The sequence below is a fragment of the Bradyrhizobium sp. WYCCWR 13022 genome (genome assembly GCF_030435535.1).
In the GTDB taxonomy this organism is placed as follows: domain Bacteria; phylum Pseudomonadota; class Alphaproteobacteria; order Rhizobiales; family Xanthobacteraceae; genus Bradyrhizobium.
In genome coordinates this window covers 17,731-29,572 of record NZ_JAUIZJ010000019.1, presented here as the reverse complement: position 1 = coordinate 29,572, position 11,842 = coordinate 17,731, and the positions used below count along the sequence as shown (strand labels likewise).

Sequence of the window (11,842 nt, the reverse complement as noted above, 5' to 3'; positions counted from 1 at the left end):
GCTGACGGCAGGTTGCGTCAACATTTCTGCAGCAGCCACCCCACCCATGTTCACCGTCACCAGCCTCTGGATTCCCTTCACCGTCGTTGCTGCGCTCGGCCAGGTCGCGCGCAACGCGATGCAGCGGTCGCTGACAAAGCCGCTGGGGACGTGGGGCGCGACCAATATCCGCTTCCTGTTCGGCTTCCCGTTCTCGCTGCTGTTTCTGGGGCTGGTGCTGGTCGCGACCGGCGATCACATCGGCATGCCGCCATCAGTATTCTGGCCGTGGCTGCTGCTGGGCGCACTCAGCCAGATCGTTGCGACCGGGCTGATGCTGCTCGCGATGAACGACCGCTCCTTCGTGGTGACGACCGCCTATCTGAAGACCGAGGCGATCCAGACTGCGATCTTCGGCTTCGTCTTCCTCGGCGATCACCTGACCTGGCTGAAGGTGCTGGCGATCGTGGTCGCCACTGTCGGTGTCGTCATCACCGCGCTGCGGCCCGGCGGCGAGAAGAGTTTTGCCGAGTTGAAGCCGACCATCACCGGCCTCGTCGCGGCTGCGGCGTTCGCGCTGTCGGCGGTCGGTTTTCGCGGCGCGATCATCAACGTTCCCGGCATCTCCTTCGTGACCGCGGCCTCGTTCACGCTGGTGCTCGGCCTGTTCGTGCAGACGCTGATCCTGACGATCTATCTGCTCTGGCGCGCGCCAAAGGTGCTTCAGTCGATCCTCGGGCTATGGCGGCCGTCGCTGCTGGCCGGCTTCATGGGCGCCTTCGCTTCCCAGTTCTGGTTCCTTGCGTTCGCGCTGACGGCCGCCGCCAATGTCCGCACCCTCGCGCTGATCGAGGTGTTGTTCGCGCAAGCCGTTGCGTATTACTCGTTCAAGCAGCCGATCGCATCGCGCGAGATTTTCGGCATCATGCTGATCGTGGTCGGCGTAGCGCTGCTGGTGGGGTTCTAGCTCTCTGTCATTCCGGGGCGATGCGTAGCATCGAACCCGCAATCTCGAGGTTCTCAGGTGCGCAACTGCGCACCCGAGTTCGCGCTTTGCGCCCCGGAACGACAGCAACCGTCAGTTCCGGTCTTCCGGCAGGGTCGGCAACGGCGAGACCTCGATGCCTTCGTCGATCAGCGACTTCGCATCCTCCGGCGAGGCCTCGCCGTAGATCGGCCGGTGCTCCTTGTCGCCGTAATGCATCGCGCGGGCTTCGTTGGCAAACCGCTCGCCGACATTGTCGGCGTTCTTGACGATGTGGTCGCGCAACTCTTTCAGCTTGGTGCGCAGCTCGCGCTCCTGCGCCATCATCAGCGAGGTGGATCCAGACTGCGTAGCCTCGGGCGGCGGCGTCGTGGCCGGCTCCGCCGGAGGTGTTGCGCGCCCCTTCTTGCCGACGATGCGCGGCGCCATGATCGCCTTGTCGACCTTGGCCGAGCCGCAGATCGGGCAGGTTACCAACTTACGCTTCACCTGCGAATCATAGGCAGCCGAGCTCTGGAACCAGCTTTCGAACTCGTGTTTGCGGTCGCAATGAAGCGCGTAGCGGATCATGCCGATCCCCGCACCAGATGCAGATGATCCGGCCCGGCCTTGGGATCGGAGACGCCGAAGCGGCGGCCGTGCTGGAGTGACGGGATCGCGCGGCGTGCGGTCTCGACCCTGGCGGGATCGATCTTGGCCATGATGATGCCGGGCTCGACGTCGCCCTCGGCGAGGATCTCGCCCCAGGGATCGATGATCAGCGAGTGACCATAGGTCTCGCGCTTGTTCTCGTGGGTGCCTGCCTGGGCGGCCGCGAAGATGAAGCAGCCGGTCTCGATCGCGCGCGAGCGCAACAGGATGTGCCAGTGCGCTTCGCCGGTCTTGCGGGTGAAGGCGGAAGGAACGGTGATGAAGTAGGCGCCACTTTCGGCGAGCGCGCGGTAGAGCGCGGGGAAACGCACGTCGTAGCAGATCGTCAAGCCAACGCGACCCCAGGGCAGGTCGGAGATGACGGCCGTCTCGCCCGGCTGGTAGTTGGCGGATTCGCGATAGCTCTCGCCGTCCGGCAGCTCGATGTCGAACATGTGGATCTTGTCGTAGCTCGCGAGCACCTGGCCCTCGGGCCCGATCAGGAAAGAGCGGTTGACCGCCTTCTCGGCCGAGAAGCGCAGCGCCAGGGAGCCGACATGGAGATGGATCTTCAGCTCGGCTGCGAGCGCGCGATACGCCTTCAACGAGGCATCGTCCTCTTCACTCTGCAGATGCTCGAACAGCGCCTTGCGATTCAGCTGCATCATGTTGCTGACTTCAGGTGTCTGCACGTAGTCGGCGCCCTTGGCTGCCGCCTCCCGAATCAGCTTGGTGGCCTGTGCGAGGCTCGGCTCGGGTAACAGGCCGGTCCGCATCTGGATCATCGCAGCGGTGAAGGTCCTGTCGCTCATGACGTAGCCTTCACGCTTTCGAGCAGGCCGTCGAGCTTGCCCTCGCGATCGAGCGCGTAAAGGTCGTCGCAGCCGCCGATATGGGTTCCGCCGATCCAGATCTGCGGGAAGGTCGAGCCCTCGCCGGCGCGGTCGTACATCTCCTCGCGCCAGGCCGGATTCTGGGCGACGTCGAATTCCGTGAAGGCCGCCTTCTTGCGGGTCAGAAGCGACCTGGCGGCGGAACAATAGCCGCACCCCGGCCTGGTGTAGATCTCGACAGCAGCGGTCATGTCGTCCAGCGCTCTCATGTCATGAATTCATTGAATTATATGGGAGTTTACCTGATCTCGACAACCCGGGCAAAGACCAGCACGTCGACCTGGGCCGCCTTCGCGCGCAGCAGGGCGCGGGCGCAGGCATCCAGGGTCGCACCCGATGTCAGGACGTCATCGACAAGAATGATGCGCCGGCCCTGGATTTCGGCCTGGCGGTCGGGGGATACCTGGAATGCGCCCTGTACATTGGTGGCGCGCTGGGCCCGCGACAGGCCGATCTGCTGCTCGGTGGCGCGCACCCTGCGGAGCACATCGCCGCGCACCTTCACCCCGCTCTGCCGTGAGACGATCTGCGCCAGCGCGCCGGACTGGTTGTACCGGCGGCGCCAGGCCCGGCGCCAATGCAGGGGCACCGGCACCAGCATGTCGGCGTCCGCGAGCAGCTCACTGCCCGCACGCGCCATCCAGCGGCCCATGGCGGGCGCGAGATCCGTCCGGTCCTGGTATTTCAGCGCATGCACCAGCGTGCGCGCGACGTCGTCGTAACGCACCGCCGCGCGGGCGCGCATGTAAGCCGGCGGGCTCGCGATCGCCTCCATCGACAGCATGTCGGGGCCGGGGTCATAGACGAAGGGAATGCCGAGCCGCGGACAATAGGGCCGCTCGATGAACGACAGCCGTGACCAGCACGCCGCGCACACGCCCTCGCCATCGACCGGTTCGCGGCAGGACACGCACAGCGTCGGCAGCGCAATGTCGAGCGCAAGCCGCGCGGCGCGCGACAGCACGTGGCGGCCGGCCGTCCACGCGGCACGAAGGGGTGCAGCGATGGAGCGGGTGCGGGCGGCGTCGGCGTCCATGGAGAGAGGCTAGCGCCGCATGCAACGGATTGCCAGAACCGTCGTGATCGGCGTAACCAGCGGCATGGCTCAGACCCCGCAAACCCCGCCCGCTCTGTTCGACCGCACCTTGCTGCATACGCGACAGCGACGTGCGCAGGCGCTGGGTGATGTGACCTTCCTGCTCGACCGGGTCGCAGAAGACATGTCCGACCGGCTTGCCGCGGTGACGCGCGAGTTTCATGCCCCAGTCGAGCTCTGGACACCAGGGGAGGGGCTCGCCGGATTGCGCACGCGGCTGCCTTCTATCGAACGGATCGCGCTCGATGGGGCGGGTGCGGAGACATTGCCGTTCGCACCCGAGAGCCTCGATCTCGTCGTCTCGGCGCTGGCGCTGCAATTCGTCAACGACCTGCCGGGCGTGCTCGCGCAGATCCGCCGCGCACTGAAGCCTGATGGCTTGCTGCTGGCGGCGATGATCGGCGGCGATAGCCTGACCGAGCTGCGCCAGGCCTTTGCCGCGGCGGAGGCCGAATGCGAAGGCGGCGTGTCCCCGCGCGTCGCGCCGTTCGCCGATCTGCGCGACATCGGCGCACTGCTGCAGCGGGCGGGCTTCGCGTTGCCGGTGACCGATGTCGACCGCGTCGTGGTGCGTTATGGCAATGCGTTCGCGCTGATGCAGGATCTCCGCCGCATGGGCGCGACCAATGTGCTGATCGAGCGGCGGCGCACGCCGAGCCGTCGCAGGACATTGCTGCGCATGGCCGAAATCTACGCCGAAGGCTTCGCCGATGCCGACGGCCGCATCCGCGCGACCTTCGACATCATCTGGCTCTCCGGTTGGGCGCCGCATGCGAGCCAGCAGCAGCCGCTGAAGCCGGGATCGGCGAAGGCGAGCCTGGCGGAGGCGGTGAAGAAGGCTGGGAGAGATTGAGCTGCGTCCGTGACCCAGCTCGCCCTCACAGCAGCAAATCGATCAAATGCGGGATCAGCGGAATGTCCGCCGGCGGCATCGGGTAGTCGCGCAGCTTGTTGGCGCGGACCCAGGCGAGGGTCTGGCCTTCGCGCGGCGTGACCTGGCCTTCCCAGCGCCGGCAGATATAGAGCGGCATCAGGAGGTGAAACGTCTCGTAGCCGTAGCTCGCGAAGGTGAGCGGCGCGAGGCACGGCTCGGCGACCGTGATTCCGAGCTCCTCGTGGAGCTCTCGGATCAGGCTCTGCTCCGGCCGTTCGCCAGGCTCGAGCTTGCCGCCGGGAAATTCCCAGAGGCCGGCGAGCGTCTTGCCCTCCGGGCGTTGCGCGATCAGGACGCGCTTGTCGGCATCGACCAGCGCGCAGGCCACCACCAGTGTCAATTTAAGGTCGGCCATGCGCAACTGTCGTTCGCTGGAGGTCATCGGTAACCGTCTGTTAACCCCGTTGGGGACCGCGTTCTACGGTCTCAATAAGTCATATTTAATCGGCGGTTCCTAGAGTGGGAACTCATAAAACCATTCCAGGTCCGATCCATGCGCGCTGCGCTTCGCACTCTCATTCGCCGGTTCGTCCGCGACAACAGTGGCAATATCGCGGTCATCTTCACCATTGCCTGCGTCCCGTTGATCACCGCGGTCGGCTGCGCGATCGACTATTCCCGCGCGACCCAGACCCGCTCCAAGCTTCAGGCCGCCGCCGATGCGGCCAGCGTCGGCTCGATCGCCAAGGCCTCGCCGGCCTTTGTGGCGGCGGGCTCGATGACGTCGGACGGCTCGATTCCCGCCGGCGTGACCGACGCCCAGAACATCTTCGATGCCAACCGCGCCAATCTGACCGGCTACACGCTCAACAGCGTCACGCCGACCGTGGTCAAGAGCGGCTCGACCGTCACCTCGACGGTCGCGTTCAGCGCCAATATCAACACCATGTTCCTCGGCCTGATCGGCAAGACCGCGCTCACCGTGACGGGCACGTCGACCTCGACGGCCAACATGCCGCTTTATGTCGATTTCTATCTCCTGCTGGACAATTCGCCGTCGATGGGCGTGGCGGCGACGCCGGCGGATGTCACCAAGATGGTCAGCAACACGTCCGACAAGTGCGCCTTTGCCTGTCACGACTACAATGACGCGAACAATTACTACAACCTCGCCAAGACGCTCGGCGTGACCACGCGGATCGACGTGCTGCGCAGCGCGACCCAGTCGCTGATGGACACGGCTGCGGCCACCGAGACCTATTCGAACCAGTTCCGCATGGCGATCTACGATTTCGGCGCCGCGTCGAAGACCATCGGCCTGCGCGCGCTGTTCTCGCTGTCGGCGAGCCTGTCGAGTGCCAAGACCGCGGCAGGCTCCATCGATTTGATGGGCGTCTACGGCAACAACGATGCCTATACCGCCGACAAGGACACCCAGTTCAGCACGGTATTCCCGGCGATCAACACGGCAATCACGACGCCGGGCGCGGGCACCTCGGCGGCGCCGATGAAATATCTGTTCTTCGTCTCGGACGGCGTTGCAGACGAATACAACACCGCCTGCTCCAAGCCGACGGTGAGCGGCGGCCGCTGCCAGTCGCCGATCGACGTCTCGCTCTGCACCACGATCAAGAACCGCGGCATCAAGATCGCGGTGCTTTACACCACCTATCTGCAGCTGCCGACCAACAGCTGGTACATGACCTACATCGATCCGTTCAACCAGGGACCGTTCGGTCCGTCGCCGAACAGCCAGATCGCGCAGAACATGCAGAGCTGCGCCTCGCCCGGGCTCTATTTCGAGGTGAGCCCGACCCAAGGAATCTCGGACGCGATGAACGCGCTGTTCAAGAAGGCGGTCGCCGACGCGCGCATCGCGGGCTGAGGCCTACGACCGGTAATCCCCGTTGATCGCGACGTACTCCTTAGTGAGATCGCAGGTCAGCACGCGGTCGCGACCCTTGCCGAGGCCGAGCGAGACCTTGATCGCGATCTCCGGGGCCTTCATCGCTTCCGACACCTGCGCCTCGTCATAATCAGGATCGCGCGCGCCGCTCTTGGCGACGCGGATGCCGTTGAAGGAGATCGACAACTTGTCGCGATCGGCCGGCTCGCCGGCCTTGCCGACGGCCATGACCACGCGGCCCCAATTGGCGTCTTCGCCGGCGATCGCGGTCTTCACAAGCGGGGAGTTCGCGATCGACATCGCGATCTTTCGGGCCGAAGCCTTGGTCTTGGCGCCCTCGACGGTGATCTCGACCAGCTTGCGCGCGCCTTCGCCGTCGCGAGCGACCTGCTCGGAGAGATTGGCGAGGATCTGGTTGAAGGCCTTCACGAAGGGCTTCAGGCGCGGATCGCTGGCGCGGCTGATCTTGGGCGCGCCGTGCTGGCCGGCGGCGCCGGTGGCGAACGCCAGCAGCGTGTCGGAGGTCGAGGTGTCGCCGTCGATCGTGACCGCGTTGAACGTGTCCTCGACGCCGGCCTTGAGCAGCGCCTGGAGCGCGGCGGGCGCGATCGGGGCGTCGGTGAAGATGAAGGAAAGCATCGTCGCCATATCGGGAGCGATCATGCCGGCGCCCTTGGCCATGCCGTTGATGGTGACCTTGGCCTTGCCGAGCTTCACGGTCGCGGTCGCGACCTTGGGGAAGGTGTCGGTGGTCATGATCGCCTTGGCGGCGGCGAGGTAATCGCCGGCTTCCGCGGTCTCGGTCAGGCGGCCGAGCACGCCGTCGAACTTGGTCGCGTCCAGTGGCTCGCCGATCACGCCGGTCGAGGCCAGGAAGATCTCACTCTCGCTGCAACCGACGGCCTTGGCCGCGATCTTCGCGGTCAGCGCGGTCGAGCCGCGGCCGGTCTTGCCGGTGAAGGCGTTGGCATTGCCGGAATTGACGACCAGGGCGCGGGCCTTGCCGCCCTTCAGTTTTGCACGGCACCATTCGACCGGCGCGGACGGGCACTTCGACTTGGTGAAGACACCGGCCACCGCGGTGCCCTTGTCCATGATCGCCAGCAGCACGTCGGTGCGGTTCTTGTAGCGGATGCCGGCCTCGGCCGTCGCAAGACGGACACCCGCGATCATGGGCATGTCAGGGACGTTCTTCGGGGCGAGCGGGGAGACTGATGAGGACATCGCTGGGTGCCTTGGTGAGGTCTGGATATGCAGATGCCCGGCCCCTCTTTGCGGGGCCGGGCATCTGGTAGGCTTAAATACTCTTCGCGTCGCCGAAGTGACAGCGAATTCTTACTTCTTGGCGGGAGGCGCCATCTTGCTGTCGGCCGGCTTCGCATCAGCAGGCTTCGCATCGGCCGGCTTGGCATCCTTGGACGCGTCCGCCGCCGGCTGGTCCAGCCGCTCGACCTTCGCCTCGGCGCGGAGCTTGGCGACGTAGTCGGCCTGGGCCTTGCGGGTGACGTACTGCTCGATCTGCGGCTTGACCTGGTCGAACTCCGGCGCCTTGCGGTTGCGCTTTTCCTCGACCTTGATGATGTGCCAGCCGAACTGCGACTTCACGGGGTCGGAGATCTTGCCCGGCTCGAGCGAGAACGCGACGGCCGAGAATTCCGGCACCATCTGTTCCTTGGTGAAGAAGCCGAGGTCGCCGCCGTCGGCGGAGCCCGGATCCTTGGACTTCTTCTTGGCCAGCTCGGCGAAATCGGCGCCCTTGTCCAGCTCGGCCTTCACCGCCTTGGCCTCGTCCTCGGTTTCGACCAGGATGTGGCGGGCGCGCACTTCCTGCTCGCCGGTGATCTGCTTGGAGGCCTCCTCATAGACCTTCTTCATGGCGTCGTCGGTGGTCGCCGCCTTGCCTTCCTGGGCCAGCAGGCTGTCCATGAGCAGGCGGTTGCGGGCAAACGCCATCCGCTTCTTGAACTCGTCGCTGTCGGCGACCTTCTTGTCATCGGCCGCCTTGGCCACGATCTTCATGTCGATCAGGAAGGAGAGGACGTTCTCGTCCTTGGTCGCCGGGTCCATCTGGGCGAGGCTCGGTCCGAGCTCTTCCTCGGCCATGGTGACGTCGCTCTTCTTGATTTCAGCGCCATTGACCTTGGCCAGAACCGGATCGTCGGCCGCCCGGAGCGGGCCCGCGAACGCCAGGGACAGCGCCAGGGCCAGGAAGCCAGCCAGGGCGGATGCATGGCGAAAACGCTGGCCGGTGGTTACCGGGAACGAGGTGGTCATGGAAAATCCTTATGTTGAAGCAGGGGCTGCTTAAGCGCGGCGGACACTCGCCCAATCGCGGAGGCTTGGCAACGCGAAAAGTCTGTCAAAATGATGAATTAGCCGCAATGCGCCCGCCGTTGACAAGGCCCTGACCGGGCCATATCTCTGCGCGGTCGCGACCATGGCGATGGCGTTTATTTTGCTGCGTTTTTGGCCGTTGAACCCAGACTAGCCCAATTCCCACCCATATGGCGGATGACCCCCGATAGTCCGGGCTCTGGCACCATAAGGCGTCACGGTGAGTTGATGGGCCGGAGGGTGACAACTTCTTGGCTGCAACGCGGTTGAATCGCGAACACAGGAACTAGGCATGATCGGCGCGCTCGCCCGCAAGTTTTTCGGCTCCGCCAACGACCGGCGGGTGAAGGGATACCAGTCCCGCATCAACGCGATCAATGCGCTTGAGCCTGAGGTCTCGAAACTCTCCGACGAGGCGCTCAAGGCCCGCACCGCCGAGTTCAAGAAGCAGCTCGCCGAAGGCAAGACTCTCGACGACCTACTCGTCCCCGCCTTCGCCACGGTGCGCGAGGCCGCCAAGCGCACGCTCGGCCAGCGCCATTTCGACGTCCAGCTGATCGGCGGCATGGTGCTGCACGAGGGCGACATCGCCGAGATGAAGACCGGCGAAGGCAAGACGCTGGTTGCAACGCTCGCGGTCTACCTCAACGCGCTCGCCGGCAAGGGTGTCCATGTCGTTACCGTCAACGACTACCTCGCCCGCCGCGACTCCGGCTGGATGGGCCAGATCTACGGCTTCCTCGGCATGACCACGGGCGTGATCGTCCACGGCCTCGACGATGCCGAGCGCAAGGCGGCCTATGCCTGCGACATCACCTACGGCACCAACAACGAATACGGCTTCGACTATCTTCGCGACAACATGAAGTACCGGCTCGAGGACATGGTCCAGCGGCCGCACTTCTTCGCCATCGTCGACGAAGTCGACTCCATCCTGATCGACGAAGCGCGCACGCCGCTGATCATCTCCGGCCCGCTCGACGACCGTTCGGATTTCTACAACACCATCGACGGATTCCTGCCCAAGCTCGACAAGACCGACTACGAGGTCGACGAGAAGCAGCGCACCGTGACGCTGACCGAAGGCGGCATGGAGAAGATCGAGACGCTCTTGCGCGATGCCGGCCAGCTCAAGGGCGAGTCGCTCTACGACGTCGAGAACGTCTCCGTCGTGCACCACATCAACCAGGCGCTGCGGGCCCACACGCTGTTCACCCGCGACAAGGACTACATCGTCCGCGACGACGAGGTCGTGATCATCGACGAGTTCACCGGCCGCATGATGCCGGGCCGCCGCTATTCGGAAGGCCTGCACCAGGCGCTGGAAGCCAAGGAGCACGTCCAGGTTCAGCCCGAGAACCAGACGCTGGCCTCGATCACCTTCCAGAACTACTTCCGCATGTACGAGAAGCTCGCCGGCATGACCGGTACGGCTGCGACCGAAGCGGACGAGCTGTTCGACATCTACAAGCTCGAGGTCGTGGAAATCCCGACCAACCTGACCATCGCGCGCCTCGACGAGGACGACGAGGTCTATCGGACCCAGAAGGAAAAATACCAGGCCATCCTCGCCGAGATCGAACGCGCCAACTCCCGGCTCCAGCCGGTGCTGGTGGGCACCGCCTCGATCGAGAAGTCGGAAGTGCTGGCCGAATTCTTGAAGCAGAACGGCTACAAGCAGATCGACTTCGGCAAGGAGAACGCGCTCGACAAGCTCTACGCCGCCGCCCGCGCCGGCAAGCCGGCGAAATTGTTCGCGGTGCTGAACGCGCGTTTCCACGAGCAGGAAGCCTACATCGTCGCCGAAGCCGGCGTTCCCGGCGCCATCACGATCGCGACCAACATGGCCGGCCGCGGTACCGACATCAAGCTCGGAGGCTCGCTCGAGATGCGCCTCCAGCAGGAAACCGCCGGCATCGAGGACGAGGCCGAGAAGGCCAGGAAGATCGAGCAGATCAAGGCCGACATCGCGCATTTCCGCGACATCGTGCTGAAGGCCGAGGAGACCGTCGAACTCGAGCCGGCCAAGGGCTCGAAGCCGGCCAAGACCGTCAAGAAGCCGGGTGGCCTCTACATCATCGGCTCGGAGCGGCATGAATCCCGCCGCATCGACAACCAGCTTCGCGGCCGCTCCGGCCGTCAGGGCGATCCCGGCCGCTCGAAGTTCTTCCTGTCGCTGGAAGACGATCTGATGCGCATCTTCGGCTCGGATCGCCTCGACAGCATGCTCCAGCGTCTCGGCCTGCAAGAGGGCGAGGCGATCATCCATCCCTGGATCAACAAGGCGCTCGAGAAGGCGCAGCAGAAGGTCGAAGCCCGCAACTTCGACATCCGCAAGAACCTGCTCAAGTTCGACAACGTCCAGAACGACCAGCGCAAGGTGATCTTCGACCAGCGCGTCGACCTGATGAAGGACGACAGCGTCGCCGAGACCGTCACCGACATGCGCCATGCCTTCATCGACGATCTCGTCGCCAAGCACGTGCCCGAGCATGCCTATGCCGAGCAGTGGGACGTCGCCGGCCTGAAGGACGAATTGAAGCGCGTGCTCGATCTCGACCTGCCGGTCGACGACTGGGCCAAGGAAGAGGGCATCGCTGACGAGGAGCTGCTCAAGCGTATCGAGACCAAGGCGGACGAGCACATGGCGGCCAAGGTCGCGCAATGGGGCCCCGACGTGATGCGCTACGTCGAGAAGACCATCCTGCTCCAGACGCTCGACCATCTCTGGCGCGAGCATCTGATCATGCTCGACCATCTGCGCCAGGTCATCGGCCTGCGCGGCTACGGCCAGCGCGATCCGTTGCAGGAGTACAAGACCGAGGCCTTCAACCTCTTCCAGGAGATGAGCGCGCATCTGCGTGAGGCTGTGACCGCGCAGCTGATGCGGGTCGAGATCGTCCCGCCGGAGCAGGAAGCTCCCGTGCTGCCGCAGATGGAAGCGCACAAGTTCGACCCGAACACCGGCGAAGATGAAATGGCCATTGCCAACGTCTCGCTGGCCCCGCAGGCCACCGACGCCGCGCTGCGCGACCCGAAGAACCCGGCCAGCTGGGGCAAGGTCGGCCGCAACGAGGACTGCCCCTGCGGCTCAGGCAAGAAGTTCAAGCACTGCCACGGGCGCTACGCTTAAGGCGTGAAACCT

At 64.9% G+C, this 11,842-nt stretch carries 11 protein-coding genes; 4 read left to right on the top strand and 7 right to left on the bottom strand.

Annotated features, from left to right (window positions below; translation table 11 throughout):
* The first annotated feature begins 46 nt into the window (after positions 1-46).
* Complete coding sequence (locus tag QY049_RS25525; RefSeq protein ID WP_194479105.1) at positions 47-946, top strand: EamA family transporter; 900 nt, start codon at positions 47-49, stop codon at positions 944-946.
* A 111-nt stretch (positions 947-1,057) separates the two neighbouring features.
* Here the strand turns inward: QY049_RS25525 and QY049_RS25520 are convergent, their stop codons facing one another.
* Genes QY049_RS25520 through QY049_RS25505 form a run of 4 tightly spaced genes read right to left on the bottom strand, consistent with a single transcriptional unit; the run spans position 1,058 to position 3,523 of the window.
* Positions 1,058-1,534 (bottom strand): DUF1178 family protein, encoded by a 477-nt coding sequence (locus tag QY049_RS25520; RefSeq protein WP_194479106.1) that lies wholly within the window; start codon positions 1,532-1,534, stop codon positions 1,058-1,060.
* On the bottom strand, positions 1,531-2,406 hold the full coding sequence (locus QY049_RS25515; RefSeq protein WP_194479107.1) for a carbon-nitrogen hydrolase family protein: 876 nt from the start codon (positions 2,404-2,406) through the stop codon (positions 1,531-1,533). The genes QY049_RS25520 and QY049_RS25515 overlap by 4 nt, the downstream gene beginning before the upstream one ends.
* Positions 2,403-2,678, bottom strand: a complete 276-nt coding sequence (gene grxC / locus QY049_RS25510; RefSeq protein WP_258767105.1) for a glutaredoxin 3 — start codon at positions 2,676-2,678, stop codon at positions 2,403-2,405. The genes QY049_RS25515 and grxC overlap by 4 nt, the downstream gene beginning before the upstream one ends.
* A gap of 47 nt (positions 2,679-2,725) precedes the next feature.
* Positions 2,726-3,523 carry a ComF family protein gene (locus tag QY049_RS25505; protein ID WP_258764700.1) on the bottom strand — a complete coding sequence of 266 codons (798 nt, stop codon included), beginning with the start codon at positions 3,521-3,523 and terminating at the stop codon, positions 2,726-2,728.
* Positions 3,524-3,587: 64 nt separating this feature from the next.
* Between QY049_RS25505 and QY049_RS25500 the strand changes: the two genes are divergently transcribed.
* Positions 3,588-4,436, top strand: coding sequence for a methyltransferase domain-containing protein (locus tag QY049_RS25500; protein ID WP_258767106.1), 849 nt, complete (start codon positions 3,588-3,590; stop codon positions 4,434-4,436).
* A gap of 25 nt (positions 4,437-4,461) precedes the next feature.
* On the opposite strand, the gene mutT is transcribed toward QY049_RS25500, so the two are convergent.
* Positions 4,462-4,872 (bottom strand): 8-oxo-dGTP diphosphatase MutT, encoded by a 411-nt coding sequence (gene mutT / locus QY049_RS25495; protein WP_194479109.1) that lies wholly within the window; start codon positions 4,870-4,872, stop codon positions 4,462-4,464.
* A 138-nt stretch (positions 4,873-5,010) separates the two neighbouring features.
* Between mutT and QY049_RS25490 the strand changes: the two genes are divergently transcribed.
* Positions 5,011-6,342: a TadE/TadG family type IV pilus assembly protein gene (locus QY049_RS25490; protein WP_194479110.1), complete on the top strand. Its 1,332-nt coding sequence runs from the start codon at positions 5,011-5,013 to the stop codon at positions 6,340-6,342.
* Positions 6,343-6,345: 3 nt separating this feature from the next.
* On the opposite strand, the gene argJ is transcribed toward QY049_RS25490, so the two are convergent.
* A complete protein-coding gene (gene argJ, locus QY049_RS25485; protein WP_258764701.1) occupies positions 6,346-7,587 on the bottom strand; it encodes a bifunctional glutamate N-acetyltransferase/amino-acid acetyltransferase ArgJ in 1,242 nt (413 codons plus the stop codon).
* A 111-nt stretch (positions 7,588-7,698) separates the two neighbouring features.
* Complete coding sequence (locus tag QY049_RS25480) at positions 7,699-8,637, bottom strand: peptidylprolyl isomerase (protein ID WP_194479112.1); 939 nt, start codon at positions 8,635-8,637, stop codon at positions 7,699-7,701.
* A 352-nt stretch (positions 8,638-8,989) separates the two neighbouring features.
* Between QY049_RS25480 and secA the strand changes: the two genes are divergently transcribed.
* A complete protein-coding gene (secA, locus tag QY049_RS25475) occupies positions 8,990-11,830 on the top strand; it encodes a preprotein translocase subunit SecA (protein WP_194479113.1) in 2,841 nt (946 codons plus the stop codon).
* The last annotated feature ends 12 nt before the right edge of the window (positions 11,831-11,842 follow it).